This is a genomic window from Mumia zhuanghuii (assembly GCF_042681565.1).
Classification (GTDB): Bacteria; Actinomycetota; Actinomycetes; order Propionibacteriales; family Nocardioidaceae; genus Mumia.
The window spans coordinates 2,276,182-2,300,866 of sequence record NZ_JBHUFT010000008.1; the positions used below are offsets into that span (position 1 = coordinate 2,276,182).

Sequence of the window (24,685 nt, forward strand, 5' to 3'; positions counted from 1 at the left end):
GCGTGGAGGAGACCGACGCGCAGATCGTCCGGCTGCTGTCTGTCGACGGCCGGATGTCTTTCACCGACCTTGGCCGCGCCACGGGACTGTCCACGAGCGCGGTCCACCAGCGTGTCAAGCGCCTGGAGGCGCGGGGTGTCATCACCGGCTACCAGGCACGGCTCGACCACGACGCGGTCGGCCTCGCGCTGACGGCATTCATCTCGATCCGGCCGATCGATCCGAGCCAGCCTGACGACTCGCCAGAGCGACTGCGTCACCTCGACGCGATCGAGTCCTGCTACTCGGTGGCTGGCGAGGAGAGCTACGTGCTCATGGTGCGGGTCGGCACCACAAGTGACCTAGAGACGTTGCTCGCGGAGATCCGGGCGGCCGCGAACGTCTCGACACGGACGACCATCGTCCTCTCGACCCCGTACGAGAACCGCCCGATCGGAGGCTGACCCTGCATGGCCGATGTGGCCACCTACACCGTCCGACGTGTCGTCGAGCCCGAGCCAGAGCTGCTCGACTCGCTGCACGCACTCATCACGCGACTGGTGGAGGAGGGGGCAGCACTCGGCTGGCTCGAGCCACCGAGCCGGTCCGACGTCGGCGACCTTCTCGGTGATCTCGTCCACGAGAGCGACCTCGACGACGCCTGCCTGGCGGTGGCCGAGGACCCCGAGGGACGGGTCGTCGGCTTCGCCTACTGGTCTCGCCGGATCGGCGAAACCGAGCAGCCGCACGCCGACATCGGCCGCGTCGCCGTCTCGTCCGACGCGCGCGGGGGCGGGCTCGGCCAGCGGCTCGTCACCGAGCTGATCGACTACGCACGCAAGGCCGGCATCGAGATCCTGACGCTCGACGTACGCGGCAACAACCACGCGGCGATGGCGCTGTACGAGCGGCTGGGCTTTCGCGAGTACGGCCGCATCCCCGACTTCGTGGCGATCGGCGACCAGCGCTGGGACAACGTCTACTTCTGGCTGGACCTGCGCCCCGACGAGCACGACCTGACCCTGCACGGCGACACTCCGACCGGGCCCGGTGCCTCCGAGGTGCGGTGATGTCGGCGACTCCCGGGCGGGTGCTCCATCGTGGTCTGCGGGTCGGAGGTCTCCCGCACCTGGTTGCGCTCGCCGTCGAGGACGGCGCGCTCGCCTGGGGCGGGCCCGATGCGGAATCCGCGGCGTGGGCCGACGGTGCCGACGAGGTCGTGATGATGCCGGGGGTCCTGGTGACTCCCGGCTTCGTCGACGCGCACGTGCACCTGGAGATGACCGGCCATGCGATGCGGGGCCTCGACCTCGCCGGCTCGCGGTCGCGTGTGGAGGCGCTGCAGCGGCTCGCCGCCCACGTCTCACGCGTCGACGACCTGGTCGTCCACGGGCACGGCTGGGACGACAGCGACTGGCACGACGGGTCGCTGACCGGGGCGGACCTCGACCGCGCCGCGGAGGGGCGCGCGGTCTATCTCGCGCGCGTCGACGCACACTCAGCCGTCGTGTCAGCAGCGCTCGTGACTCGGGTGCCTGCGCTCCGCGGCCTCGACGGATGGCAGGGCGACGGCAGGATCGAGCGCGACGCCCACCACCTCGTACGCGGCTACCTCGAGACGGTTCCCGATCTCGGGGACCGCAAGGCGTCGATCGCGACGGCACTTCGGGCCGCGGCGGCCGCCGGCATCGTCTCGGTCCATGAGCAGGCCGCGCCTCACATCGTCCCGCTGGACGACCTGGCGAGCATCCGCGCGCTCAGCGCCGAGCGTGTGCTCCCGCACGTGGTCACGTACTGGGGTGAGGCCGGCGCCTTCGAAGCCGCGCGCGAGCACGGCGTGACAGGCCTCGCCGGCGACCTGAACGTCGACGGCTCACTCGGCTCTCATACGGCGGCGCTGCACGCGCCGTACGACGACGACCCGACAACGAGCGGCCACCTCTACCTCGACGCCGACGCCGTCTGCGCCCACGTCGTCGCCTGCACCCGCGGGGGCCTGCAGGCAGGCTTCCACGTGATCGGCGACCGGGGGAGCGAGGCGCTGGTCGCCGGGCTGCGGCAGGCGCGCGACATCCTGGGCACCGACAGCCTCCGCTCGGCACGGCACCGCGTAGAGCACCTCGAGATGCCCTCAGGAGCCCATCTGGAGCTCCTCGCGCAGCTCGGGGTCACTGCCAGCGTCCAGCCTGCGTTCGACGCCGCATGGGGCGGTGACGACGGCATGTACGCAGCCCGAGTCGGACGTGACCGGGCTCGGCGGATGAACCCGTTCGCGGCGATGGCGGCGATCGGGGTCCCGATGGCGTTCGGGTCCGATGCACCAGTCACGCCCTTCGCGCCGTGGAGTGCGATCAGCGCGGCGACGCAGCCACGCTCGGGCGGTCGCGGACTCTCGGTGCCCGCCGCGCTCCATGCGCACACTGTCGGCGGTTGGCACGCCGCCCGCATCGACGGAGCGGGCACGCTCGACGTCGGGGCGCCTGCCCATCTTGCGTTCTGGGAGGTGCCGCCCGAGGCGGATCCGCTGGAGGCTGCGCTCGCAGGCGAAGCACGGTGCGTACGCACAGTCGTCGCGGGCCGTGTCGCGTATGACGCGATCACCTCCAGTAGGCTTGACGGTTGACAGCAGCGCCGAGGTTCGGCACTGTCGTACGAGATCGCCTCTCGGATGCCGGCGAGTATCACGGGGAGAGGCCCAACGCCAGAGGCCCTGGCGCCCACTAGACAACAGCGCGAGCTGGTCCGAAGGGTGTCAGGCCTCTGGCGGATCACGTTCTCGGGCTCTCCCGGTCGGGCAGCGACGGCCGTTCGGTAGCGTGGTGCCGTGCCGCACGTCTTCTCTTCCCTCGACCGGACCTGGCTCCGACGGACCAGTTCAGCCGTGGTCGCGGGGCTGATCGTCTCCTGCGGCTTCGCGCCCCTCGAGCAGGCCTGGCTCGTGTGGCCCGGTCTCGTCCTCTTCGTTGTGGCCCTTCGCGGGGCGACCCCGGCTCTCGGCGCCTGGCTCGGATGGGTCTTCGGTACGTCCTTCCTGCTCGTGCTGCTCAACTGGGTCCTGGTCTTCGACGTGCCGGGCGCCTATGTCGCGCTGGCCGCGTTCGAGGGACTGTTCTACGCGGGGTTCGGCGCGGTGTTCGCCGTCCTCGTACGCCACCGCGCGTGGCCGCTGCTTGGCGCGCTCGCGTGGATGGCCGCCGAGATGCTGCGCAGCCTCCTGCCGTTCGGCGGGTTCCCGTGGGGGCGGCTGGCCTTCGCCGCCGTCGACACCCCGCTCGCCCCGCTGGCGCGGTGGCTCGGCGTTTCTGTGCTGTCGGGCGCGGTGTTCCTCACGGCCGCGCTCGTCGTGTGGGCCTTCACGCGCCGCAGCGCCGGCGCGGGCCGCGTACGCCGCCTCGTCGTCGGTGCGGTCTCGATCGCCGCGGTGTTCGCGCTGGGAGCGGTGCTGCCCGTCGGACTCGCGGGGGAGGGGCGCTCGCTCCAGATCGCCGTCATCCAGGGAGACGTCCCCGGCACCGGCGCGCAGTGGTACGGCGAGCAGCGCGAGGTCCTCGAAAACCACGTGCGCGTGACCTCGCAGTATGCGGCGCGGGTGCACGCGGGCCAGCTGCCGCAGCCCGACATGGTGCTGTGGCCCGAGAACGCCTCTGACATCGACCCGATCACGGACGTGGCCGCGGGCGAGATGATCGCCGGCGCCGCACGCGATGTCGGCGCGCCGATCCTCGTCGGCGCCATCCTTGACGGCCCCAGCGACGGCACCGCGTACAACGCCTCCGTCGTCTGGGACCCGGAGACCGGGCCCGGTGACCAGTACGTCAAGCAGCACCTCGTGCCCTGGGGCGAGTACGTGCCGATGCGGGGCTTCTCGGAGTGGCTCGTGCCGCTGCTCGCGGAGGAGGTCCCGCGCGACATGCTCTCCGGCGACGAGTCGGGCGCGGTGCGGATCGGCGACGGCGTGGTCGGGACGATGACGTGCTTCGACGTCGTGTTCGACAGCCTCGTCCGCGACGCGGTCCTCGACGGTGCGGAGATGCTCGTCGTGCAGACCAACAACGCGACGTTCACCGGCACGCCGCAGCCGGAGCAGCAGTGGCAGATCTCGCGCCTGCGGGCGATCGAGTCCGGCCGATACGTGGCCGTGCCGTCGACGAACGGGATCAGCGGAGTGATCGGTCCGGACGGTAGCGTGCAGGCGACGGCGCCGGAGCAAGAGCCGGCGTACCTCTCCGAAGAGGTCCAGGTCGCGACCTCAGTCACCACGGGGACACGGTTCGGCGTGTGGATCGAGCGTGCCTCGCTCCTCGTGATCGGCGCTGTCCTGGCCGCGGGGATGCTGCGGCGGAAGGTGCGACGCCGGTGAAGACTCTCGTGATCGTCCCGACGTACAACGAGGCCGACAACGTCGTCCCGCTCGTCGGACGCGTCCGCAAGGCCACCCCCGACGTGGACGTGCTCGTCGTCGACGACGGGTCGCCCGACGGTACGGGCGAGCTCGCCGACAAGATCGCCGCCGACGACCCGCAGGTCCAGGTCCTCCACCGCACGGCCAAGAACGGCCTCGGCGCCGCGTACCTCGCCGGCTTCGCCTGGGGTCTCGAGCGGGGGTACGAGATCCTGGTGGAGATGGATGCGGACGGCTCGCACCAGCCCGAGGAGCTCTCCCGCCTGCTCGACGTCGTCGAGGCCGGCGCCGATCTGGTGCTCGGGTCGCGGTGGGTGCCGGGCGGCGACGTCGTCAACTGGCCCGTACGCCGGGAGGTGCTGTCGCGCGGGGGCAACCTCTACACGCGGCTGGCCTTGGGGTTGCCCCTGCGTGACGCAACGGGCGGCTATCGAGCCTTCCGGGCCGACGCGCTGCAGGAGATCCTCGACGGGGGAGTCGCCTCACAGGGCTACTGCTTCCAGGTGGATCTGGCGCGACGGGCCGTGCGCGGCGGGTTCGACGTGCGCGAGGTCCCGATCACGTTCGTCGAGCGGGTCGCCGGTGAGTCCAAGATGGACGGCGCGATCGTCCGCGAAGCGCTCTGGCGGATCACGGCGTGGGGTGCGCGCGACCGGACAGATTGGCTGCGCCGCGTACGCTCGAAGCAGGACGCCTGAACCTGCGGTCGAGGTCGCGGGCGAGGAGGGGATGAGGACATGACGGTACGTCGAGGAGTCGCGGCGACGTTCTTGCTGCTGCCCGTCATCGAGATCGCGCTCGCCGTCGCGGTGAGCAGCTGGATCGGCGTCGGAGCCACCATCATCTCGCTCATGGCGCTGTCGCTCGTGGGCATCGTCGTGATCCGCGAGACCGGACGCCGAGGCTGGCAGGACCTGCGTCTGGCCGCTCGCGACGGCGTTCCGCCCGAGGGAGGCAGCGGCCGCGGTCTGACGATGCTCGTGGGCTTCCTGTTCGCGGTGCCTGGTTACCTCACGGCGGTCGCGGGCGCGCTGCTGCTGCTCCCGCCGGTCCGCAAGGCGGTGCGCACGCGCAGTCGTCGCTGGGCCGAGCGTCAGGGCACGTGGGTCGTGAGCGAGCAGTTCCAGCGCCGTACGAGCGGGCATGCGACCTCGCCCACCGTCGTCCAGGGCGAGGTCGTCGACGACTGACGCCCGCGGCTCAGTCCCTCGGTGCGTGCCGGTCGTGGTGGTCCAGCAGCGTGCCGAGAAGCGCCGTGAAGCGCACGCGTTCATCCGGTGACAGCGGAGCGAGCAGCGCTTCCTGGGTGTCGGCCAGCTGCGTCTCGAGGCGCCGTAGCTGTCGTGCTCCAGAGCTGGTCAGCGAGATGACGTTGCGCCGTCGATCCGAGGGGTCGGGCGCGCGCTCGACCATCCCGTCGTCGGCGAGCTCGGTGATGGTGGCGACCATGTCGCTGAAGTGGATGCCGGTGCGGCGGCCCAGCGTCGCCTGGCTGGCCGCGCCGAACTCGTCCAGCGTCGCCAGCACACGGTAGTGGTAGCCGCGGGCACCGACGGACGAGAACGCGTCAGCCAGCAGCCGGTGCGCATGGTGCGCAGTCTGGGAGAGCAGCCAGCTCGGCAGGCTCCTCCACGTCGCAGGCCTCTCCGGGGATGAATCCTCCATGGAGCGAGTCTAAATCAGATCGTTAGGGCGACTAACGATTGGGTAGGTTGGGATCCGTGATCACTCCGTACTGCATCGACGTCCCCCAGGCCGACCTCGACGACCTGAACGACCGGCTCGCCCGTACGCGCTGGCCCAACGAGGTCGCCGACGCCGGGTGGGACTACGGGTTCCCGCTGGCGCGGCTCAAGGAGCTGGCCGAGCTCTGGCGCACCGGCTACGACTGGCGTACGCACGAGGCCGCGCTCAACGAGCTCCCGCAGTTCACCACGGAGATCGAGAGTCAGAACATCCACTTCGTCCACGTACGGTCTGCCGACCCGGACGCGCTCGCGCTGATCCTCACCCACGGGTGGCCCGGCTCGTTCCTGGAGTTTCTCGACGTGATCGAGCCGCTGTCGCGCGACTTCCACCTGGTGATCCCCTCCATCCCGGGCTACGGCTTCTCCGGTCCGACCCACGAGCGGGGCTGGGACGCCGCCCGGGTGGCGCGAGCCTGGGCCGAGCTGATGTGCCGTCTCGGCTACGACCGCTACGGCGCGCAGGGGGGCGACTTCGGGGCCGGCATCTCGATGGCGCTCAGCGCGGTCGCCCCCGAGCAGGTGGTCGGTGTGCACGTGAACTACCTGCCGACCCGGCCGGATCCGGACGTCGAACTGTCAGCAACCGACGAGGCCCGGCTGGACAAGGTTCGACAGCTGATGGCGGCACGCCCGCCGTACCAGGCCTTGCAGGCGCTCACTCCGCAGACGATCGGCTATGCGCTGACGGACTCGCCGGTCGCTCAGCTGGCCTGGATCGCCGAGCGCTTCGCGCAGTGGATGGACCCCGGCTCGCCGGTCAGCGACGAGCGGATGCTCACCAACATCTCGCTGTACTGGCTGACCGCCACCGCGGCCTCCTCGGCACGACTGCACCGAGACACCGCGCGACAGGCCGCGCCGTGCCCGGTCCCGCTCGGCGTGGCCGTGTTCGCCCACGACATCACGCAGTCGGTGCGGCCGCTGGCCGAACGGCTGTACGACATCAGGCACTGGTCGGAATTCGAGAGCGGCGGTCATTTCGCTGCGATGGAGGTGCCCGAGCTGCTCGCCGAGGACGTCCGGGAGTTCTTCTCGCGAGTGCGCGCGGAGTGACTCGCGGGCAAAGAGAAGCCTGGGCCGTACCACGGGGGGACGGTACGACCCAGGCGATCAGGGGATCTCGAACAGGTTCCCGAGAATGTGGAACCGCTTAGATCATGCGGTGCGCTTGCGCGCCTTGGCCTTCGTCTTGGCCTTGGCCGGGCGGTGCAGGTGAGCCGGACCGATCTCGCCGGCCCGCAGCAGCTCGAGCCGCTCGGTCAGGATCTCCTCGAGCTCGGGGATCGAACGCCGCTCCAGCAGCATGTCCCAGTGCGTACGAGGGGCCTTGACCTCCTTGTGCTCCGGCTCGCTGCCGTCGACGAGACGCCCCATCTTGCCGCTGCGCGGGTCTTCCCACTCAGCAGGCAGCTCGGCGTCGTCGGCCATCGTGACCGTGAACGTACGGCCGTCGGGCAGGACGTACTCAACCTCTTGACGCGGGGCCATCTCCACGCCACGCTCATCCTCGAAGCTCTGGGTTCCGAGGCGCGCCCCCCGGAGTGCGCGTTCTGCCATCACTGCCCTCCCGACTCAATCAAACGTCTGATGCGTACGGCACGTCTGTCCGTTTCCGTACGCCCTGTCCAACGTATCGGGGGCTCGTGAGATTCCCCTGAGAGCCCACCGTGTCGTACGACACGCCCGCTCTCAGACGGACTGGGGCACCTCGCGCCCGGCCTCCGTGATCGCACGTCTTGCGTCCAGACGCACCAGAAGCACGAATCCGACGACGAAGAACGCGATCAGCGCGAAGATCGCCGGCCGATACGACCCGGTGAGCTGGTGCACCAGACCGAAGACCAGGGTACCGAGCCAGCTCGTCCCACGCTCGGCGGCCTGGTAGAGCGAGAAGTACTCGGCTTCTCGTCCCGCCGGGATCATCTGGGAGTACAACGACCGCGACAGCGCCTGTGTTCCGCCCATGACGATACCGATCCCGGTCGCGAGAACGAGGAACGGCACAACCTCGCCCTCAGGCATCACGTAGCCGCAAGAGACGATCACCATCCAGACGACGAGGCCGCCCATGATCGTCCGGCGCGCCCCCGCCCGCTGCGCGATCACACCGAACGACAGCGCACCGGCGATCGCGACGAACTGGACGAGGAGGATCGTCGCGATGAGCACCTCGGCGGAGAAGCCGAGCTCCTTCTGGCCGAAGATCGACGCCGAGTAGATGACCGTCTGGATGCCGTCGTTGTAGAAGAGGTAGGCGACGAGGAAGAGCATCGTCTGCGGGTAGTTCTTGAGGTGCTTGAGCGTGCTCCACAGCTGGCCGAAGCTGCGGCGCACGAGGGCACCCTCCGTGCGCTCCTCGCCGTCCGGCAGCGCCGTCGGCGGGTGGTCCCGCAAGCCTCGGTAGGCGACGACGGTGAAGCCGCCCCACCACAGGCCCGCCGACAGCAGGCTGATCCGGACCGCCGTGTCGGTGCCGATCGCGTCACCCGCACCGAGGACGAGGCCAAGGTTGAGGAGAAGCAGGAGGCCGCCGCCGAGGTAGCCGAAGGCCCACCCTCGCGACGACACCCGGTCTCGCTCGTCGGGTGTGGCGACGTCGATGAGGATCGCGTCGTAGACGGTCAGCGAGGCGCCCATGCAGAGGTTGGCCACCACGAGCAGCACGGCCCCGAGCTCCCAATTGCTGCCCGCGACGAAGAACATCGCGCACGCGGCCGCCGCGCCGGTCCAAGCGAACCTCGCCATCAGTCGACGCTTGGACGTGACGCGGTCGGCGACGGCACCGACGATCGGCAGCACCAGCGCGGACAGCAGCGTGGCGAAGGTGACGACGTAGAAGACCAGCGACCCCGCCGACAGTCCCAGCCCGAACAGGTCGATGTTCGCGTGGCACGGGTTGTCGGTCGTCCCGACCCGTCCGCACGCGTCGCGCTCGGCGACGGAGGTGAGGTAGGGACCGATGAGCACGGTGCCGACGCTCGTGATGTAGGCCGAGTTGGCCCAGTCGTACCAGTACCAGGCGCGCTGCTCTCGGCGGCGCCCCAGGGCGGTGCCGGAAGCGTCAGCGGAGTTGGCGACGGTCATTCGGGGGCTCCTCCAGTCCACTGACCGCGGGCGGTCAGGACGTCGCGCAGGACGTCGATCCGGTCGCTCATCAGTCCGTCCACCCCGAGGTCGAGGAGGCGCTCCATCTCTGCGGCGTCGTCGATGGTCCACACGTGGACCGCCAGCCCGAGGTCGTGCGCGGCACGGACGAACCGCGGCGTCACGATCTCCAGCCAGCCGCGCCGCGTCGGGACCTGCACGCAGGCGACACCCGACGCACGAATCCGCGGGAGCACCCGCCACGGGTGCGCCATCACCCGCGCGATCTCCGGCGGCGACGCCGAGGTGGTCAGGTGAGGGGCCAGCGCCCGGATCCGCACGAGGCGCCGGTGGGAGAACGACGCGAGGCAGACGCGCCCCTCAGCACCGGCGTCGGTGATCGCCTGCAGGGTCGGGGCGATCGCCGCGGTCTCCTTGACGTCGATGTTGACGTACACGTTGGGGAACGCCGCGAGCATGTCGCTCAGCAGCGGGACCGGCTCGCGCCCACCGATGCGAGCCTTGAGCACCTCGTCGGCGGGAAGCCTGGCGAGGACGCCAGCCCGGTCGGTCGTCCGGTCGAGCGAGGCGTCGTGGAACGCGAACACGGTGCCATCGGCCGAGGTGCGCGCATCGGTCTCGAGGTAGCGATAGCCGAGCCGGACCGCGTTCTCGAAGGCGGCGAGGGAGTTCTCGATGCCCCGGTTAGGGGCGTAGTGCGCACCCCCGCGGTGCGCGTACGCCAGCGGGGTCGGCGAAGCGCGGAACGGTGGCACCGGGTCGGTCACGGGGCCAGTATGCCGCCCCAGGGTTCACGCACCAGGGTGCTTGGCACACCTCGTACGGGGCGAGATCGGGTGAGGCTGGACGACGCATCAGCACCGACCGATGAGGATGAGCATGACTGCACGTACCGCCACCCACCCCGTACGACGGGGAGTGCCACTTCTCGGAACACTGACACTCGCTGCCGGGCCGAGGCGGCGACGCTCGCGGGTCGGGCCCGAGGGATCGCGGACCGTATCGGCGCGGCCGGTGTCTCGCGACAGCTCGAGGACCTCGCGCCGCGGACCGACTCGGACGGCGAGAGCGGGTCACGCGTGGACCGACTCTCGACTGCCGAACTGTCGGTGTGCGAGCTCGCCACGTCGGGCTCGACCAACCGCCAGATCGCCGAGCAGCTGTTCCTCAGCATCAAGACCGTGGAGTGGCACCTGTCGGCGAGCTACGCGAAGCTGCGCATCCGCTCGCGCAAGGAGCTCGGCGAGCACCTCGGCGCGGTAGGGGATAGGGGTCTCGATACACCGGCTCGTTCCTCGCCGGCACTCGACCAGCAGGGGGTGGCCGAGACCCTGCCGCTCAGATGTCGCGGAAGGTCTCGATCTCGGCGCCCAGGGCGTTGAGGCGCGCAGCGAGATCTTCGTACCCGCGGTTGATCACGTAGACGCTGCGCAGCACCGACGTCCCCTTGGCCGCCAGCATCGCGATCAGGATCACGACGGCCGGTCGCAGTGCCGGTGGGCACACGAGCTCGGTGGCGCGCCAGCGCGTCGGACCCTCGATGAGGACGCGGTGCGGGTCGAGGAGCTTGACGTTCGCACCGAGTTTGTTGAGCTCGGTCAGATAGATCGCGCGGTTCTCATAGACCCAGTCGTGCAGCAGCGTCGTCCCGGAGGCCGTCGCCGCGATCACCGCGAAGAACGGCAGATTGTCGATGTTGAGTCCGGGGAACGGCATCGGGTGGATCTTGTCGATCGGCGCGTGCAGCACCGACGGGTACGTCGTGATGTCGACGAGGCGGGTGTGGCCGTTCTCGGCGAGATACTCGTCGCTACGGTCGTAGGTGAAGCCCATCTCCTCCAGCAGCGCGAGCTCGATCTCCATGAACTCGATCGGCACACGACGCACGGTGATCTTCGACTCGGTGACGATCGCCGCGGTGATCAGGCTCATGGCCTCGATCGGGTCCTCGCTCGGCGCGTACTCGACGTCGACGTTGATGCGCGAGCGACCCTTCACACGGAGCGTGGTCGTCCCGATGCCCTCGATCTCGACGCCGAGGCGCTCAAGGAAGAAGCACAGGTCCTGGACCATGTAGTTGGGGCTGGCGTTGCGGATGACGGTCTCGCCATCGTGCCGCGCAGCGGCCAGTAGCGCGTTCTCGGTGACGGTGTCGCCGCGCTCGGTGAGCACGATCGGTCGTACAGGGGAAACCGAGGGGTCGACGGTCGCGTGATAGCTGCCCTCGGTGGCCTTCACCTCGAGCCCGAACGGGCGCAGCGCGGTCATGTGCGGCTCAACCGTGCGCGTGCCGAGGTCGCAGCCACCGGCATAGGGAAGATCGAACGACTGCTCGCGGTGCATCAGCGGGCCGAGGAACATGATGATGCTGCGCGTACGGCGTGCAGCGTCGGCATCGATCGACGACAAGTCGAGGGTCGTCGGCGGGATCAGCTCGAGGTCGCCCTCGTCGCCGATCCAGGTCGTCTTGAAGCCGATCGACTCCAGCACCTCGAGGAGCCGGTTGACCTCCTCGATGCGGGCGACCTTGCGCAGCGTGGTGCGGCCCTCGTTGAGCAGCGCCGCACACAAGAGGGCGACGCCGGCGTTCTTGGAGGACTTCACATCGATGGAGCCGGAGAGCTTGGTCTCGCCAACGACGCGCAGGTGGCTAGGGCCTGACGTGCCTAGCGCCACAAACTCGGAGTCGAGCGCGGCACCGATGCGCGCCAGCATCTCCAGCGTGAGGTTCTGCTGGCCCTGCTCGATGCGGTTGACCGCACTCTGGCTCGTCTTCAAGAGTTGAGCGAGCTCCGCCTGGGTCAGGCCGCGATGCTTCCGCGCGTCGCGAATGAGGTTCCCGATCCGGGTCAGGTAGTCGTCAGTCATGTGCTCCACCGTATCTCACATGTGAGATAGATCGTCGAATATCGGAGTGTTCCGCGTGTCACGTGACGCAGGTGCCTGACCCGAGAACAGACACCCGCCACCACCGTACGGGGTGGTTCAATGGCGCGATGAGCAACCCCTCTGTCGTGTCGGCGACCGGACGCGAACGGCCCATCGATCCTTTCGTCCACGCGCTCCCGAAGGCGGAGCTGCATGTCCACCTCCTCGGCGCCGCGTCCGTGGAGACCGTCCTCGGGCTCGCACGTCGGCATCCCGAGGTCGGGGTGCCGGTCGACGAAGAGGCGCTTCAGGAGTTCTACCGGTTTCGTGACTTCGCGCACTTCATCGAGGTCTACATCCAGACCAACCAGCTCGTCACGACGCCGCAGGACGTCGAGGACCTCGTCGCGGGCGTCGGTGCGGACATGGCGGCGCAGAACATCCGCTACGCCGAGCTCACGGTGACGCCTGACAGCCAGCTCCTCATGGGGATCGCTCCCGACGCGCTCGCCGAGGCCCTCACGCGAGGCCGTGCGCAGGCCCGTACGAGCGGCGTCGAGCTCGCGTGGGTGTTCGACATCCCCGGAGAGCTCGGACTGCCGTCGGGGGAGCGGACGATCGACTGGGTCGAGCGGCACGCACCCGACGGCACCGTCGGCTTCGGGCTCGGCGGTCCCGAGATCGGTGTCGAGCGGCCGCAGTTCGCGGAGGTCTTCGCGCGTGCACGGGCGCTTGGGCTCAAAAGCGTCCCGCACGCAGGGGAGACCACGGGACCCCAGACCGTACGGGACGCTCTCGACGCGCTCGGCGCCGTACGGATCGGGCACGGCATCCGCGCCGCAGACGACCCGGCGCTGGTCGCAGAGCTGGTCGAGCGCCAGATCCCGTTGGAGATCGCACCGACCTCGAACCTGTGCACGGGCGCGGTCGCCTCGCTCGACGAGCACCCCTTCCCGGCGCTGCGCGACGCCGGCGTCCTCGTGACGCTCAACAGCGACGACCCCGGGATGTTCGACACGACGCTCGAGCACGAGTACCAGCTCGCTCACGACGCGTTCGGGCTGAGCCTCGCCGACCTCGCCGATCTGGCGCGTGCGGCGGTCGATGCCTCGTTCGCGGCAGGCGACGTCAAGCTGCGGATACGCGACGAGATCGACGCCGTCGTCGCCGAGCTGCTGCTGGAGTCCTGACCTGGTCGTGGCACGTCGGGCCTCAGACCGTCAGACGTCGAACACCGAGCCGAGGGCGTACGTCGTCACCATCGCCAGCGCCCCACCGATCACGGTACGGAGGGTCGCGCGGGCGGGAGGTGCGTGACCCATGCGCGCGCTGATCCACCCGGTCAGCACGAGCGCGACGATCACGGCGCCGAAGGTCACCGGGATCCGCGCGGTGACCGGGACCAGCACGATCGCGAGCAGGGGGAGCATCCCACCGATCGCGAACGAGACGATCGAGGCGACCGCCGCATGCCAGGGGTTGGTCAGCGCCTCGGGGTCGAGGTGCAGCTCGGCATCGGCGTGCGCGGCGAGCGCATCGCCCGCGCTCAGCTCGATCGCCACCTGCCGGGCGAGATCCTCGCTCAGCCCCTTGTCGACGTACTCATGCGTCAGCTCGGCGAGCGCGGCTTCGGGGTCACGCGTGAGTTGCTCGCGCTCGGCGTCTAGGAGTGCGCGCTCGGTGTCGCGCTGCGTGCTCACCGACACGTACTCGCCCGACGCCATCGACAGCGCTCCCGCGGCGAGTCCGGCCAGCCCCGCGGCCAGGATGACCGGGACCGACTTCGTCGCGGCGGCCATCCCGATGACAATCCCGGCGGTCGAGACGATGCCGTCGTTGGCACCCAGGACCCCGGCGCGCAGCTGGTTCAGCCACCCGCCGAGGTCCTGCTGGCCCGACTCGGGCGCCGCAGCGCTCATCTCACGCGCTCGTGGTCCCGTCCTGCCCGAGAAGCAGCGCCTGCTCGGCCCCGCCCATCTCGGCCACGCGCCCCCAGTAGACGAGGTACGCGACGTCGGAGATCGTGCAGTCGTGGATCGGGAACACGACCCGCGGCGCCACCGCCCGTACGAAGTCGACCGTCTCGCTGACCTTCGCCCAGGGAGCGCTGAGGGGCACGGCGAGGACGTCGACGTCGCGCGGCACCGACGCGTACGAGTCGCCCGGGTGGAACAGACGGGTGCCGTCGGCCTCGACGAGGATGCCGACATTGCCGACCCGCGGCATGTCCGGGTGGATCACCGCGTGCTCGAAACCAACGCCCGTGAGCGTCATCGACCGGCCCAGCTCGACGGTGACGTCGGCGGCGGTCGCCTCCCAGACCCCGAGCCCTTCGAGCGCCGCGACCGTCTGCGGCTCGGCGAGCAGCCGCGCGTCGGGGTTGCCCGCGAGCAGCCGCTCGATGCGGGCCGGGTCGACGTGGTCGGGATGCTGGTGGGTGACGACGATCGCGTCGAGACCGGTGAGGTCGAAGACCTCCTCGCGGCTGAAGGTGCCCGGGTCGATCAGAACCCGGTGCGGGCCGGACTCGAGGAGGAGGGCGGCGTGGCCGAAGCGCGTGATGTCCATGAGGCCATTTACCCACAGCACACGAGATAGCGTCGCGACTAGGCTTCTGGACATGCAGGAGCGCGAGATCCTCACCTGGGACCTGTACGGCACGGCGATGCGCCAGCTCGCGCAGACGGTCACGGATAGCGGGTTCGCGCCGACGATCGTCCTCGGCATCGCGCGCGGCGGGCTGATCCCTGCCGGCTCCCTCGCCTACGCGCTCGACTGCAAGAACCTCTTCACGATGAGCGTGGAGTTCTACACCGGCGTCGACACCCGTCTCGACGTGCCGGTGGTGCTCCCGCCCTTCCTGGACACCGCCGACCTCACTGGCGCAGACCTGCTCGTCGTCGACGACGTGGCCGACACCGGCAAGACGCTGGAGCTCGTGCACGCCTTCTGCGCCGACCACGTCCGGTCCGTGCGCACGGCGGTGATCTACGAGAAGCCGCGCTCGGCGATCAAGTCGGACTTCGCGTGGCGCAGGACGGACGCGTGGATCAACTTCCCGTGGTCGAGCGAGCCGCCGGTCGTGCGGCGTACGGGCGTCGTCGACGCCTGAGCGCCAAGCGCCTAGGGACGGCGGGCGACCACCTCGAGCGTGGGGCCGCTGTAGCGCTCGCTGAGCAGCGCCCACCCTCGCAACAGACCTGCGCTCGTCGCGGTGAGCCGCGCGGCCAAGAGGCCACCGGGACGCAACGCCTCGACCACCCGCGGCCACAGTGTCGGACCGGCGTCGCCGAGCAACGCCGTCCGGGTGAGGACGAGATCGGCGTCGGGGAGACGGCTCATGCGGGGGAGCGTGCCGACCACGGTCGTGAGCCGATCGAGCGCGGCGACGTCAGCGGCGGCGCGGACACGCTCGTGGACCTCGGGGTCCTCGTCGATGCCGATGACGGTCCATCCGAGCCCGAGCAGCGCGGTCGCCTCGACCCCGTTGGGGCACCCGATCACGACTGCCGTACGGCCGGCGCCCGCGCCAGCGAGTGTCAGCGCGGTCGAGCACAGCGGGGGCACGGTCGAACGGGGAATGCCGACCCTGGGGGAGGTGTCATGTCGCACGCGATGATGCTGTCACGGTTCGGTGACCGGTGTCGCGTGTGCGGCGGCGCGGTGCGCGACTTCCGTGTCCGAGTTGGAACATTGGCGCGCGCGTCGTCCGCCCTGCAACCCATAACTCCCCGACCTCGTTTGCCGCTAGCGTCCGAGGTCACACTGGTGCCCCCGAGGAGTCACAATGCGTCAGCCTCAGAGACTCACCTACCCCGTCGTGGCATTGCTCAGCGCTCTCGTCCTCCTCGGCGCCGAAGGCGCGCCGGTCCATGGCGACGAAGCAGAACCGGCCTCTGAGAGGGCGCCGGTCGTCGAAAGGTCGGAGGGTCTCGGCCCGGATCCCCTGGCACTCGACGGCCCCGTGCCCACCGCCGTCCAACGGGTTGTTGGTCAGCGAGTCACCGCACTTCTCTCGCCGGACGGTGAGAAGCGTTCCGACGGGGTTCCCGTTGGGCTCGACCACGGCGTGATCGGCGTGATCGGAAGCACGGCGGAGGGCTACACGCTGGTGGTGACTAAGGAGACTGACGGCAGGGCGCTCGTCGCGAAGCTCACCGCCCGCCTGCCGAAGGAGGCAGCGGAGGGACTCGAGGTGCGAGTCTCCGAACGCTCCGCCGACGAGCTTCGCGAAGCGTGGCACGCCGCCTTCGAGCCGCAGAAGTGGCGTACAGCGATCGCCTCAGACGTCGCCGGGATGGCGGTGGAGCTCGACCCGGAGCGGGAGGCGGTGGTCGTGACGCTCGGCGGAGAGCCGCCGCGTGAGGGGCGCCTCGACACGCTGGCGCAACCGCTGCAGGGCGTCGACGCCGGATCCGTCGTCGTCGAATACGGAGGAAAGGCCGGACGCGCCTCCCGAGCAGCCGACAGCGCCCCGCACTGGGGAGGGGCCAGAATCACCAAAGCCAGCGGCGCTTCTTGTACTGCGGGGTTCACTGCCCGCGGGAAGACCACCGGCACCTACTACTCGGTGACGGCCGGACATTGCGGCGCGAACGGCACCGACTGGCACTCCGGGTCATCTTTCTACGGCACGACCGCGGGCCGCGCGGACTACCCCGACTACGACCAGGCGCGTCTCGGCGGCTCCACGTACTCGCCGAACATCTACACCGACGGACTCGACAGCTTCTCCTCGAGGGTCGTGACCGGCGCGAACAACGGCGCGGTCGGAGACTCCGTCTGTGCCTCAGGCCAGGTCACCAAAGCGATCTGCGGCATCGAGATCAAGGCGCTCGACGCGACGTACTGCGACAACCCCGGTGTCGAGTCGACATGCACGTACTACCTCATGCGCGGCCGTCGTGACGACGACAAAATGATCGTCCGCGACGGCGACAGCGGTGGCCCGGTCTACCAGCGCAACACCTCGCTGCCCCGTGCCTCGATCCGCGGGATGGTGATCGCATACGACCTCAGCGGTGTGCGCCTTTATGCGGAGCGCTACACCTCGATCTCCGACCACCTGAACGTCACGGCCGTCACCGCCGGCTGACCGCGAGGCGTCGGGGCGTCGGGGCGTGAACAATGGCGCGACAGTCCACCCCGAGGAGACCCGATGTCCGTGATGCGCTCGATCGTCCTGTTCGGCGTGGCGGCACTTTTCGAGATCGGGGGCGCCTGGCTCGTGTGGCAGGGCGTGCGCGAGCATCGCGGATGGGCCTGGATCGGCGCCGGTGTGCTCGCGCTCGGTGCGTACGGATTCGTGGCGACGCTGCAGCCCGACGCGAACTTCGGTCGCATCCTCGCGGCGTACGGGGGCGTGTTCGTCGCAGGGTCGCTGGTGTGGGGGATGGTGGCCGACGGGTTTCGGCCGGACCGATGGGACGTCGCCGGCGCGATGGTGTGCCTGGTGGGAGTCGCGCTCATCATGTACGCACCGCGAAACTCCTGACCTGCCGTCCACGAGCCGATAGTCTCCCGTTCGTGAAGAGCCCATGGGGGATGCCGGCGCAGACGCAACGAATGTTCGCCCTTTCCGCCGCTGCCGTGCTCGCGGTGGCCGCGCTGGAGCGCGAGGCCGCCGTCGCGTGGCCGGTCCTGCTCCTGGCCCTGGCCGCGTGCGGTGTGCGCTGGGCACGCGTCGTCTTCGCGTTCGGCGCCGCGTTCTGGGCGGTGTTGGCCGTCTGGGGTTGGGGCTACGTCGTCGTGCACGGGGGCTCGATCGCCGCTGACGAGGCGCGCATGCTCGCCGCCGTGACGATGTACGCGGTCGCGCTGCTCGGCGTGACCTCACCGGTCGTCAAGCAGTGGGTCGGCGCTCAGCCCTCGCTGCGGACGATCTCGCAGTCCGCGCCCGGATAGACCAGAGCCTCGTGCCCGTCGTCGAACCGCACGACGTACGGTGGCTGCCCGTCGTCACCTCGTACGGTCACGATCTCTCCGCTGTGGTCGGGTGCACCGACCGTACGGCCGTGGAAGCGGATCCGTTCTCCGACTGTTGCGTGCATGCCCTCACCCCCTCCCGCCAGGCTACGGCGAGAGAGGGCGAGGGGTAAGCCCGGCGAGTTGGTCAGCCCTGCGGGACGCGGTCGAGGAACCCGGCGATGTAGCTCATGCGGCCCTCCGGCGACAGCAGTGCGACATCGGCGCCGACGATCGTGTCGGGCGCGCCCTCGGGACCAAGGTTCCAGGTGAACCGGACGAGGTCGTGGTGGCCGTCCACGAGGTCGCCGGGCGTGAAGCGCATCCCTGGCAGCTGGGCCTGGAGCGCCCCAACGAGATCGGTCAGTGCCTCACGGCCGGTCACGGCCGCCTGCGGGTCGGTGTAGGAGACGTCCGGCGTGAACGTACGGTCGGCGAGGGTTGCACGGGCATCCGCGTCGGTCTCATTCCAGAACGCCAGGTAGTCCGCGAGGAGCGTCTCATACGGCGTCGTGGTCAGCTCGGTCATCGGTCGGTCCTTCCGTAGGGAGCCGCCGTGCGGCTCGGTCGAGGCTCCACCGTGACGGGGGAGAGGGAGGCGTGTCGATGACCTCGGAGGTCATGGTCGCTGATCGGCGGATGCGTCAGAGTGGACAACGTGACGATGCAGACGGAGACGGCACGGGCCGGAACGGACACCCTGGGAGACCAGCTGCGGACGTGGCGGACACGGCGGCGCTACAGCCAGCTCGCGCTGTCGTCGGAGACTGGGATCTCGACCCGCCACATCAGCTTCGTGGAGACCGGCCGCTCTCGGCCGAGCAGCGACATGATCCTGCGCCTGGCCGACGCTCTCGACGTGCCGACACGTGACCAGAACAGGATGCTGCTGGCCGGCGGCTTCGCACCTGCCTTCCCGGAGCGGCCGCTCGACCACACCGACCTCGAGGCGGCGCGCGCCGCCGTACGCGAGGTGCTCGTCGCGCACGAGCCGTACCCTGCGCTCGCCGTCGACCGGCTCTGGAACGTCGTCGACGCGAACGCCGGCGTCGCCGCTCTGACGTCGCTCGCGTCGCCCGCCCTGCTCACCGGCCAGGTGAACGCGCTGCGGCTCACGCTTCATCCGGACGGGCTCGCGCCGCACCTCGTGAACCTCGCGCAGTGGCGCGTGTCGGTTCTCGCCGGCCTTCGTCGCGGAGCCGAGGCGCGGGGCGACGACGAGATGTTCGCGCTCCACGACGAGCTCGCGGCGTACGAGGTGCCCGCGGGTTCGGACGAACGCGGTCCCGCCGGCGGTCAGGTGTTCGTCCCGATGATCGTCCGGGTCGGAGACGACGTGCTGACGTTCTTGTCGATCATCTCGACCTTCGGCACGCCGGTGGACGTGACGGTGGCCGAACTGGCGATCGAGACCTTCGTGCCCGCCGACGACGCCACACGCCAGTGGCTCGGTGCGAACGTCAGCACCACTGCCATGGGTTGAGACCCGCACGAATTGACCTCAGCAAAGCGCTTCCCAGCAGGTATACACATGGTGTATACCTGCCGACATGGCTCTCGCGCACGTCCTTCTCGGCGTCCTCGCTCGGCGTCCCGCGCACGGTTACGACCTCAAGCACGAGTACGACACGTGGTTCCCGTCGGCGAAGCCGCTGGCGTACGGGCAGGTCTACGCGACGCTCGCCCGGCTGGTCCGCGACGACGCGGCCGAGGAGGTCGAGACCGTACCGGGCAGGGGGCCCGAGCGGATCGTGTACGCGATCACCACGGCCGGCTCCACGATGCTGAAGGAGTGGCTCGCCACGGCGGAATCACCGAGCGGATACGGAGCCGATGAGCTCGTCCGCAAGGCCGTCACCGCGCTGCGCACCAGCACCGACGCCGCTGGGTTCCTCGCGAGGCAGCGGGCCGCTCATCTCGATGCCATGCGGCAGCTCACCCACGAGCGGTCGGCGATCCACGACATGGCACAGCGCATCGCCGTCGATCACACCATCGCCCACCTCGATGCCGACCTGCGCTGGCTCGAGGCGGCATACGAACGGGTCGCAGAAGCGCAGACCCCACGATGACGCCCACCCCGTACGAAGGAGCCCCCATGACTGACCCTCTCGTCGCCGCGACCGGCCTGCACAAGGCTTTCGGGCGAACGGTGGCACTCCGCGGCGCCTCACTGACGATCGAACCCGGCGAACGGGTCGCGATCACCGGGCCGTCCGGCAGCGGCAAGTCGACGCTGCTGCAGTGCATCGCCGGCGTGATCGCGCCCGAGGCGGGCACCGTCACGTTCGACGGGACCCGCGTCGACGCTCTGTCGGCTGACGATCGGACGCGCCTGCGGCGGCGCGAGATCGGTCTCGTGCTGCAGTTTGGACGCCTGGTCCCAGAGCTGACCGCGCTCGAGAACGTCGCGCTCCCGCTGCTGCTCGAGCGCAGAGATCGTCACGCGTCGGCGACCGTGGCCCGCGGATGGCTCGCACACCTGGGCGTCGAGGAGTGCGCCGAGTCGCTCGCTTCCGACCTGTCCGGGGGAGAGGGGCAGCGCGTCGCGATCGCTCGCGCGCTGATCACCGCACCGAAGCTGGTGCTCGCCGACGAGCCGACCGGCGCCCTGGACACGGTCGGCGCCGAGCGGACGATGCAGGTCCTCGTAGAAGCGACGGGAGACATCGGTGCTGCGCTCGTGGTCGTCACCCACGACAACCGTGTCGCCGCCTTTGCGGACCGCGAGGTCGTGCTGCGCGACGGCCGTACAGATGCCGCGGAGGTCGTCGCGTGACCCGCCTGCCGGTGATGATTCTGCAGACCAGCGGGATCGGACGCGCCCTGCTCATCGCCTTTACCACGGGCGTCGCGAGCACGCTCCTGCTCGTCGCGGCGTCGTATGTCAGGCTGTCGTTGGTCAGCGAGTACGACGCGTCGATGCACGGAGAGCACCTCTTCGGGCCGATCGGTGATCCGGGTACGCGCGGCGGTGCCACGTTCGCTGTGGTCCTTATGGTCGTGCCTTTCGCGCTGCTCCTGGACCAAGCGGTCCGTCTTGGGTCGAGCGGCCGCGAGGCTCGCTACCGGGCGCTCGCGATCGCCGGAGCGACGCGCCGTGACCTCCAGCGCTGGGGAGCACTCGAGGTTGCCGCACCTGCGCTGGTCGGCGCGGTGCTCGGGATCGGCGGCTTCGCCGTCCTGCGATGGCTCCTGAACGGTGAGCGCATGAGCGGTACGGGCGGGTTCGTCCCGACGACGGTCGGACCTGGCGTCGCGACGCTCGTGGTGGTCGGCGCGATCGTCGCCTACGCCGTACTCGTAGGGGCGCGATCGGGCACTCGTGTTGCTGCCACCACGGCCCGACGGCCCCGTCGGCCACCACGCACGTGGCCGGGCCTTGCGCTCATCGCGATCCCCGTGCTTGCACTGGTGCCGACCGCCGCGTCGCAGGTCGCCACGCTCGCCCTACTCGCCCTCCTCGTGATCGGCCTTGCCCTCCTCGCGCCGGCCGCCACCTACCGGACTGCTGCCCTGCTCCGGCCGTACGCCTCGACCGCGGCTGCGCTGCTGGCGTGCAGACGGTTGCAGTCCGATCCACACCCCGCGGGACGCGCTGCGGCCGCCACCGGTGCGATCGGTCTCGTGACGGGCACGGCAGCGGTTCTCGTGGGCGAGGTCGTCGGCTACGCACCGGACGGCTCCGACGGCGAGCTCACGGTGTCGCTGCTGATCGTCGCCGTCGCGGTCCTCCTGGCCCTCCTCGTCGTCGCAGGCACCCTCGCCGTGCGGTCAACCGAGCTGATCCTCGACCGTCGCCGCGAGATGGCCGCGCTCGTGGCGACCGGTGTGCCGACCTCGACGATCATCGACTCGCAACGCATCGAGGCACGGATCGCGACACTCCCGCTCGGCATCGTGGGGGTGCTGCTCGGCGGCGCTGGCTACGGGATCTTGACAAACCCGACCGCGTACGTGGTCGTGATGGTCGTCGCCTCGGTGATCGTGACGACGCTCCTCATCCTCGTCGCCAGCGCACTGGCGGTGCGTCTCGTACGGCCGTGGGTGCTTGCCGCGACCTCTCCGGAGCAGCTTCGTACGGAGTGAGCTCAGGCAGGGTGTGCGTCAGGCCGCCATCGGCGCGACAGTGGGGAGAGCCCAGCCGAGACGACGGAGACCCACGATGGCGACACGACTCAACCCGTACCTTTCCTTCCGCGACCAGGCGCGCGACGCGATGACCTTCTACCAGGGCGTCTTCGGTGGTGAGCTGACGACGGCCACGTTCGCCGAGTACGACGCGAGCGGGGATGCCGCGGAGGCCGACCGCCTGATGCACTCGATGCTCGTCACGCCGTCGGGCCTCGTGCTCATGGGCGCGGACACGCCCGCCGAGATGGGGGAGCCGACACCCAACGGCACCGTCTCCCTCAGCGGTGACAACAGCGACGAGGCCGAGCTGCGTGCGTACTGGGACGCGCTGTCCGAGGGCGCGATGATCGCGGTGCCGCTGTCCGTGGCCCCGTGGGGCGACGCCTTCGGGATGCTCACCGATCGATACGACGTCGGATGGCTGGTCAACATCGCCGGCCCCGCATGACGGTTAGGCAGTCACGAGGACGACGTCCGTGTCCTGCCCCGGCCACCGGCCGCGCAGGGTCGCGGCGCCGTCCGCCGCCTCCCCGTCGAGCACCCGTCGGACGACGACCGTCGTGGGCCCCGCGTCGATGACGCTGACATGGGCGTCGCTGGCCGCGGACAGGGAACCGATAGCCGGGACTGCCGTACGAGGGCCGCCGCTCCCGGACACGAGGGTCGTGGTCTCGCGCGGCACGAGCCCGGTGTCGGTCTCGAGGACCTCGTCGGCCTGATGGCCGCCGGTGAGGATCGCCGTGAGCACCGCCGTCACGTATACCGGGTCCCCGCAGCCGTCGTAGATCCAGCGCGGGCCGAGCACGGAGTGCTCCATCGTCCCCACCAGAGCGTCGTCCGCCCCCACGAGCGGCGCCCCACGATAGGTCAGCGGCACCTGGAGCACGGGGCCTTCGCCACGGCGTACGAGGAGCGTCTCGATGCCCACCTCTCCGGCGGGGTCGTCGAACCGGTAGGCGCCCACGCGCTCGAGCGGCCCTCCACCCGCGGACCTGCCCCACGGCTGCCGCGGCACCCACTCCTCGAGGAGCTCGAGCTTTGTCGGACGGATCTCTGCTGTCTGGTGGATGAGGGCCATGCCGCCATCCCACCACGCGGGTTGCTCAGTCGGAAACGACTCCGGTGTTCTGGCAGGCGGTCAGCAGCCAGCGGCCCTCCTGCTTGGACATTACGTAGAGCGGCGCGCCCTCGCTCTCCTCGCCGGGCGTCAGGTAGCGCTGGCGCACCTTGACGGCCGCGACGTCCGGGCGGATGAAGAGCACGTGCACCACGTCGTAGGTGACTTTGCCGTCCCACTCGGCCGCCGGGAGGACCTGGCGGGTGAACGCCGCGATCTCGTCGCGGCCGATGAGCACCTTGCCCCCTCCCGTCGTCCAGATCGCGTCAGGGTGGAAGAGGGCGAGGAACTCGTCGGGATCCTTGTGCTGCTGGGAGTGCTCGACCGTGGCCACGACCTGCGCGATCGCGTCGAGGTCTGCCGTACGGGGTGCGGTTTCGGTGGTCATAGACACCACCGTGCAACCTCAAGCGCCCTCGAGGTCAAGCGGCGGGTGCGCCCTCGCCCGCCTCGACGGCCTCCGCCACCTCGGCATGCTCGGCGTCACGCTCCTCTCGGTAGCGCTTGAACGAGTACGCGACGGCGGACACCCACAGGGCGACGATGAGGATGTACACGACCGACCGCGCGTCACCCGGCGCATCGATCCAGTCGCTCTTGAGGAGCGTACGGACGTTGGTGAGGATGATCAGACCACCGACGAGCGAGCCGAGGACGCGCGGCGGGATGTGGCGCACCAGCCACGCCGCGATCGGCGCGGCGATCATTCCGCCGATGAGGAGCGCGAGCGCCCACGAGTAGTTCACGCCCTGCGAGCCGATGCCGACGATGAAGCCGAGGCTCGCGGCGACCGCCACGAGGAACTCCGAGGTGTCGATCGAGCCGATGGTCTTGCGGGGCTCGAGCCGGCCGCTCGCGAGGATCGCCGGCGTGCCCACGGGGCCCCAGCCACCGCCGCCCGTCGAGTCGATGAAACCGGCGACCAGGCCGAGCGGGGTGAGGAAACGCTTGCGCAGCGGCTTGCCGAGGTTGCCCTTCGGAAGTCCCGCGACCGTGAACCGCGTGAGGATGTAGAGACCGAGCGCGAGCAGGATCAGCGACATCAGGGGAGCGGCCATCTCGGTGGAGAGGCTCGACAGGAACGTCGCGCCGGCGAAGGCGCCGAACGCACCCGGGATGCCGATCTTGGCGACGACCTTCCAGTCGACGTTACCGAAGCGCCAGTGCGCAGCGCCAGAGACGAGCGTGGTCCCGATCTCCGCGAGGTGAACGGTCGCCGACGCCGCCGCGGGGTTCGTCCCGATCGCGAGCAGGAGCGTCGTCGATGTCACGCCGTACGCCATCCCGAGGCTGCCGTCGACCAGCTGGGCTCCGAGGCCGACGAGCGAGAGAAGGATCAGGCTTCGCATTGACTCTCCATAAGATCTC

31 protein-coding genes are annotated in these 24,685 nt (G+C 69.9%); 18 read left to right on the plus strand and 13 right to left on the minus strand.

The annotated features are described in order from the left end of the window. Positions 1-2 precede the first annotated feature (2 nt). The 6 genes from ACFSDF_RS19430 to ACFSDF_RS19455 all read left to right on the plus strand — a co-directional run bounded on the left by ACFSDF_RS19430 (position 3) and on the right by ACFSDF_RS19455 (position 5,571). Positions 3-443 carry an Lrp/AsnC family transcriptional regulator gene (locus ACFSDF_RS19430; RefSeq protein WP_208322326.1) on the plus strand — a complete coding sequence of 147 codons (441 nt, stop codon included), beginning with the start codon at positions 3-5 and terminating at the stop codon, positions 441-443. 6 nt (positions 444-449) lie between these two features. Beyond that, positions 450-1,049: a GNAT family N-acetyltransferase gene (locus ACFSDF_RS19435; RefSeq protein WP_167002756.1), complete on the plus strand. Its 600-nt coding sequence runs from the start codon at positions 450-452 to the stop codon at positions 1,047-1,049. Then, positions 1,049-2,602, plus strand: a complete 1,554-nt coding sequence (locus tag ACFSDF_RS19440) for an amidohydrolase (RefSeq protein WP_377158777.1) — start codon at positions 1,049-1,051, stop codon at positions 2,600-2,602. The genes ACFSDF_RS19435 and ACFSDF_RS19440 overlap by 1 nt, the downstream gene beginning before the upstream one ends. A 201-nt stretch (positions 2,603-2,803) precedes the next feature. After that, complete coding sequence (gene lnt, locus ACFSDF_RS19445; protein WP_377158779.1) at positions 2,804-4,339, plus strand: apolipoprotein N-acyltransferase; 1,536 nt, start codon at positions 2,804-2,806, stop codon at positions 4,337-4,339. Then, positions 4,336-5,079 carry a polyprenol monophosphomannose synthase gene (locus ACFSDF_RS19450; RefSeq protein WP_377158781.1) on the plus strand — a complete coding sequence of 248 codons (744 nt, stop codon included), beginning with the start codon at positions 4,336-4,338 and terminating at the stop codon, positions 5,077-5,079. The genes lnt and ACFSDF_RS19450 overlap by 4 nt, the downstream gene beginning before the upstream one ends. Before the next feature lie 39 nt (positions 5,080-5,118). Next, entirely contained in the window at positions 5,119-5,571 is a 453-nt protein-coding gene (locus ACFSDF_RS19455) for an FxsA family protein (protein WP_167002748.1), read from the plus strand. Positions 5,572-5,581: 10 nt separating this feature from the next. Here the strand turns inward: ACFSDF_RS19455 and ACFSDF_RS19460 are convergent, their stop codons facing one another. Beyond that, positions 5,582-6,046 (minus strand): MarR family winged helix-turn-helix transcriptional regulator, encoded by a 465-nt coding sequence (locus tag ACFSDF_RS19460; protein ID WP_167002746.1) that lies wholly within the window; start codon positions 6,044-6,046, stop codon positions 5,582-5,584. Between the two features lie 56 nt (positions 6,047-6,102). On the opposite strand from ACFSDF_RS19460, the gene ACFSDF_RS19465 reads away from it, so the two are divergent. Then, positions 6,103-7,182: an epoxide hydrolase family protein gene (locus tag ACFSDF_RS19465; protein ID WP_377158783.1), complete on the plus strand. Its 1,080-nt coding sequence runs from the start codon at positions 6,103-6,105 to the stop codon at positions 7,180-7,182. Between the two features lie 102 nt (positions 7,183-7,284). On the opposite strand, the gene ACFSDF_RS19470 is transcribed toward ACFSDF_RS19465, so the two are convergent. The 3 genes from ACFSDF_RS19470 to ACFSDF_RS19480 all read right to left on the minus strand — a co-directional run bounded on the left by ACFSDF_RS19470 (position 7,285) and on the right by ACFSDF_RS19480 (position 10,001). Next, positions 7,285-7,686 (minus strand): RNA polymerase-binding protein RbpA, encoded by a 402-nt coding sequence (locus ACFSDF_RS19470; protein ID WP_167002742.1) that lies wholly within the window; start codon positions 7,684-7,686, stop codon positions 7,285-7,287. A 132-nt stretch (positions 7,687-7,818) separates the two neighbouring features. Further along, entirely contained in the window at positions 7,819-9,213 is a 1,395-nt protein-coding gene (locus tag ACFSDF_RS19475) for an MFS transporter (protein WP_377158785.1), read from the minus strand. Next, a complete protein-coding gene (locus ACFSDF_RS19480; RefSeq protein ID WP_377158787.1) occupies positions 9,210-10,001 on the minus strand; it encodes a glycerophosphodiester phosphodiesterase in 792 nt (263 codons plus the stop codon). Before ACFSDF_RS19480 ends, ACFSDF_RS19475 begins: the two co-directional genes overlap by 4 nt. Before the next feature lie 9 nt (positions 10,002-10,010). On the opposite strand from ACFSDF_RS19480, the gene ACFSDF_RS19485 reads away from it, so the two are divergent. After that, positions 10,011-10,616: a helix-turn-helix transcriptional regulator gene (locus tag ACFSDF_RS19485; protein ID WP_377158789.1), complete on the plus strand. Its 606-nt coding sequence runs from the start codon at positions 10,011-10,013 to the stop codon at positions 10,614-10,616. On the opposite strand, the gene ACFSDF_RS19490 is transcribed toward ACFSDF_RS19485, so the two are convergent. Further along, positions 10,573-12,102: a UDP-N-acetylglucosamine 1-carboxyvinyltransferase gene (locus tag ACFSDF_RS19490; protein WP_167002734.1), complete on the minus strand. Its 1,530-nt coding sequence runs from the start codon at positions 12,100-12,102 to the stop codon at positions 10,573-10,575. The two genes, ACFSDF_RS19485 and ACFSDF_RS19490, sit on opposite strands and share 44 nt — an antisense overlap. A gap of 128 nt (positions 12,103-12,230) precedes the next feature. On the opposite strand from ACFSDF_RS19490, the gene add reads away from it, so the two are divergent. Beyond that, positions 12,231-13,292, plus strand: coding sequence for an adenosine deaminase (gene add / locus ACFSDF_RS19495; RefSeq protein ID WP_167002733.1), 1,062 nt, complete (start codon positions 12,231-12,233; stop codon positions 13,290-13,292). A 30-nt stretch (positions 13,293-13,322) separates the two neighbouring features. Here the strand turns inward: add and ACFSDF_RS19500 are convergent, their stop codons facing one another. Together ACFSDF_RS19500 and ACFSDF_RS19505 are read right to left on the minus strand one after the other, a co-directional pair. Continuing rightward, positions 13,323-14,021, minus strand: coding sequence for a VIT1/CCC1 transporter family protein (locus tag ACFSDF_RS19500; protein ID WP_167250946.1), 699 nt, complete (start codon positions 14,019-14,021; stop codon positions 13,323-13,325). 1 nt (position 14,022) lies between these two features. Next, on the minus strand, positions 14,023-14,670 hold the full coding sequence (locus ACFSDF_RS19505; RefSeq protein ID WP_377158792.1) for an MBL fold metallo-hydrolase: 648 nt from the start codon (positions 14,668-14,670) through the stop codon (positions 14,023-14,025). A 52-nt stretch (positions 14,671-14,722) separates the two neighbouring features. Here ACFSDF_RS19505 and ACFSDF_RS19510 point away from each other — a divergent pair, with 52 nt between their 5' ends. Next, positions 14,723-15,214 (plus strand): phosphoribosyltransferase, encoded by a 492-nt coding sequence (locus ACFSDF_RS19510; protein WP_377158794.1) that lies wholly within the window; start codon positions 14,723-14,725, stop codon positions 15,212-15,214. A gap of 11 nt (positions 15,215-15,225) precedes the next feature. Here ACFSDF_RS19510 and ACFSDF_RS19515 read toward each other — a convergent pair whose 3' ends face one another. Beyond that, complete coding sequence (locus tag ACFSDF_RS19515; RefSeq protein ID WP_167250950.1) at positions 15,226-15,714, minus strand: methyltransferase domain-containing protein; 489 nt, start codon at positions 15,712-15,714, stop codon at positions 15,226-15,228. A 502-nt stretch (positions 15,715-16,216) separates the two neighbouring features. Here ACFSDF_RS19515 and ACFSDF_RS19520 point away from each other — a divergent pair. From ACFSDF_RS19520 to ACFSDF_RS19530, 3 genes are all read left to right on the plus strand, one after another. Further along, positions 16,217-17,197, plus strand: a complete 981-nt coding sequence (locus tag ACFSDF_RS19520; RefSeq protein ID WP_377158796.1) for a S1 family peptidase — start codon at positions 16,217-16,219, stop codon at positions 17,195-17,197. A gap of 63 nt (positions 17,198-17,260) precedes the next feature. Next, positions 17,261-17,596 (plus strand): YnfA family protein, encoded by a 336-nt coding sequence (locus tag ACFSDF_RS19525; protein ID WP_167250954.1) that lies wholly within the window; start codon positions 17,261-17,263, stop codon positions 17,594-17,596. A 32-nt stretch (positions 17,597-17,628) separates the two neighbouring features. Beyond that, a complete protein-coding gene (locus ACFSDF_RS19530) occupies positions 17,629-18,006 on the plus strand; it encodes a hypothetical protein (RefSeq protein WP_377158798.1) in 378 nt (125 codons plus the stop codon). Here the strand turns inward: ACFSDF_RS19530 and ACFSDF_RS19535 are convergent. Further along, positions 17,964-18,152 carry a DUF1918 domain-containing protein gene (locus ACFSDF_RS19535; RefSeq protein WP_167002717.1) on the minus strand — a complete coding sequence of 63 codons (189 nt, stop codon included), beginning with the start codon at positions 18,150-18,152 and terminating at the stop codon, positions 17,964-17,966. The genes ACFSDF_RS19530 and ACFSDF_RS19535 overlap by 43 nt on opposite strands. 62 nt (positions 18,153-18,214) lie before the next feature. Next, positions 18,215-18,595, minus strand: coding sequence for a nuclear transport factor 2 family protein (locus tag ACFSDF_RS19540; RefSeq protein ID WP_377158800.1), 381 nt, complete (start codon positions 18,593-18,595; stop codon positions 18,215-18,217). 135 nt (positions 18,596-18,730) lie between these two features. Between ACFSDF_RS19540 and ACFSDF_RS19545 the strand changes: the two genes are divergently transcribed. From ACFSDF_RS19545 to ACFSDF_RS19565, 5 genes are all read left to right on the plus strand, one after another. Continuing rightward, a complete protein-coding gene (locus tag ACFSDF_RS19545) occupies positions 18,731-19,549 on the plus strand; it encodes a helix-turn-helix domain-containing protein (protein WP_167004758.1) in 819 nt (272 codons plus the stop codon). 67 nt (positions 19,550-19,616) lie between these two features. Beyond that, positions 19,617-20,138 (plus strand): PadR family transcriptional regulator, encoded by a 522-nt coding sequence (locus ACFSDF_RS19550; RefSeq protein ID WP_167002713.1) that lies wholly within the window; start codon positions 19,617-19,619, stop codon positions 20,136-20,138. 26 nt (positions 20,139-20,164) lie between these two features. Then, complete coding sequence (locus ACFSDF_RS19555) at positions 20,165-20,845, plus strand: ABC transporter ATP-binding protein (protein WP_377158802.1); 681 nt, start codon at positions 20,165-20,167, stop codon at positions 20,843-20,845. Then, positions 20,842-22,155, plus strand: a complete 1,314-nt coding sequence (locus ACFSDF_RS19560; protein ID WP_167002709.1) for an FtsX-like permease family protein — start codon at positions 20,842-20,844, stop codon at positions 22,153-22,155. Before ACFSDF_RS19555 ends, ACFSDF_RS19560 begins: the two co-directional genes overlap by 4 nt. Positions 22,156-22,231: 76 nt before the next feature. Then, positions 22,232-22,648: a VOC family protein gene (locus tag ACFSDF_RS19565; protein WP_377158804.1), complete on the plus strand. Its 417-nt coding sequence runs from the start codon at positions 22,232-22,234 to the stop codon at positions 22,646-22,648. A gap of 3 nt (positions 22,649-22,651) precedes the next feature. Here the strand turns inward: ACFSDF_RS19565 and ACFSDF_RS19570 are convergent, their stop codons facing one another. Genes ACFSDF_RS19570 through ACFSDF_RS19580 form a run of 3 tightly spaced genes read right to left on the minus strand, consistent with a single transcriptional unit; the run spans position 22,652 to position 24,666 of the window. After that, positions 22,652-23,278 carry a CG0192-related protein gene (locus ACFSDF_RS19570; RefSeq protein WP_167250960.1) on the minus strand — a complete coding sequence of 209 codons (627 nt, stop codon included), beginning with the start codon at positions 23,276-23,278 and terminating at the stop codon, positions 22,652-22,654. A 25-nt stretch (positions 23,279-23,303) separates the two neighbouring features. Further along, the gene (locus ACFSDF_RS19575; protein WP_377158807.1) at positions 23,304-23,705 is read right to left on the minus strand and encodes an SgcJ/EcaC family oxidoreductase; all 402 of its coding nucleotides are present in this window, start codon (positions 23,703-23,705) and stop codon (positions 23,304-23,306) included. 34 nt (positions 23,706-23,739) lie between these two features. Further along, on the minus strand, positions 23,740-24,666 hold the full coding sequence (locus ACFSDF_RS19580) for a sulfite exporter TauE/SafE family protein (protein ID WP_377158809.1): 927 nt from the start codon (positions 24,664-24,666) through the stop codon (positions 23,740-23,742). Positions 24,667-24,685: the final 19 nt, after the last annotated feature.

Excerpts from the sequence above, each read along its gene's own strand:
- ACFSDF_RS19505 (WP_377158792.1), bottom strand. The coding sequence starts at position 14,670 with ATGGACATCACGCGCTTCGGCCACGCCGCCCTCCTCCTCGAGTCCGGC.
- ACFSDF_RS19550 (WP_167002713.1), top strand. The coding sequence starts at position 19,617 with ATGGCTCTCGCGCACGTCCTTCTCGGCGTCCTCGCTCGGCGTCCCGCG.
- ACFSDF_RS19535 (WP_167002717.1), bottom strand. The coding sequence starts at position 18,152 with ATGCACGCAACAGTCGGAGAACGGATCCGCTTCCACGGCCGTACGGTC.
- ACFSDF_RS19435 (WP_167002756.1), top strand. The coding sequence starts at position 450 with ATGGCCGATGTGGCCACCTACACCGTCCGACGTGTCGTCGAGCCCGAG.
- ACFSDF_RS19455 (WP_167002748.1), top strand. The coding sequence starts at position 5,119 with ATGACGGTACGTCGAGGAGTCGCGGCGACGTTCTTGCTGCTGCCCGTC.
- ACFSDF_RS19475 (WP_377158785.1), bottom strand. The coding sequence starts at position 9,213 with ATGACCGTCGCCAACTCCGCTGACGCTTCCGGCACCGCCCTGGGGCGC.
- ACFSDF_RS19565 (WP_377158804.1), top strand. The coding sequence starts at position 22,232 with ATGGCGACACGACTCAACCCGTACCTTTCCTTCCGCGACCAGGCGCGC.
- add (WP_167002733.1), top strand. The coding sequence starts at position 12,231 with ATGAGCAACCCCTCTGTCGTGTCGGCGACCGGACGCGAACGGCCCATC.
- ACFSDF_RS19570 (WP_167250960.1), bottom strand. The coding sequence starts at position 23,278 with ATGGCCCTCATCCACCAGACAGCAGAGATCCGTCCGACAAAGCTCGAG.
- ACFSDF_RS19440 (WP_377158777.1), top strand. The coding sequence starts at position 1,049 with ATGTCGGCGACTCCCGGGCGGGTGCTCCATCGTGGTCTGCGGGTCGGA.
- ACFSDF_RS19510 (WP_377158794.1), top strand. The coding sequence starts at position 14,723 with ATGCAGGAGCGCGAGATCCTCACCTGGGACCTGTACGGCACGGCGATG.
- ACFSDF_RS19540 (WP_377158800.1), bottom strand. The coding sequence starts at position 18,595 with ATGACCGAGCTGACCACGACGCCGTATGAGACGCTCCTCGCGGACTAC.
- ACFSDF_RS19500 (WP_167250946.1), bottom strand. The coding sequence starts at position 14,021 with ATGAGCGCTGCGGCGCCCGAGTCGGGCCAGCAGGACCTCGGCGGGTGG.
- ACFSDF_RS19525 (WP_167250954.1), top strand. The coding sequence starts at position 17,261 with ATGTCCGTGATGCGCTCGATCGTCCTGTTCGGCGTGGCGGCACTTTTC.
- ACFSDF_RS19580 (WP_377158809.1), bottom strand. The coding sequence starts at position 24,666 with ATGCGAAGCCTGATCCTTCTCTCGCTCGTCGGCCTCGGAGCCCAGCTG.
- ACFSDF_RS19460 (WP_167002746.1), bottom strand. The coding sequence starts at position 6,046 with ATGGAGGATTCATCCCCGGAGAGGCCTGCGACGTGGAGGAGCCTGCCG.
- ACFSDF_RS19555 (WP_377158802.1), top strand. The coding sequence starts at position 20,165 with ATGACTGACCCTCTCGTCGCCGCGACCGGCCTGCACAAGGCTTTCGGG.
- ACFSDF_RS19575 (WP_377158807.1), bottom strand. The coding sequence starts at position 23,705 with ATGACCACCGAAACCGCACCCCGTACGGCAGACCTCGACGCGATCGCG.
- ACFSDF_RS19490 (WP_167002734.1), bottom strand. The coding sequence starts at position 12,102 with ATGACTGACGACTACCTGACCCGGATCGGGAACCTCATTCGCGACGCG.
- ACFSDF_RS19545 (WP_167004758.1), top strand. The coding sequence starts at position 18,731 with ATGCAGACGGAGACGGCACGGGCCGGAACGGACACCCTGGGAGACCAG.
- ACFSDF_RS19485 (WP_377158789.1), top strand. The coding sequence starts at position 10,011 with ATGCCGCCCCAGGGTTCACGCACCAGGGTGCTTGGCACACCTCGTACG.
- ACFSDF_RS19470 (WP_167002742.1), bottom strand. The coding sequence starts at position 7,686 with ATGGCAGAACGCGCACTCCGGGGGGCGCGCCTCGGAACCCAGAGCTTC.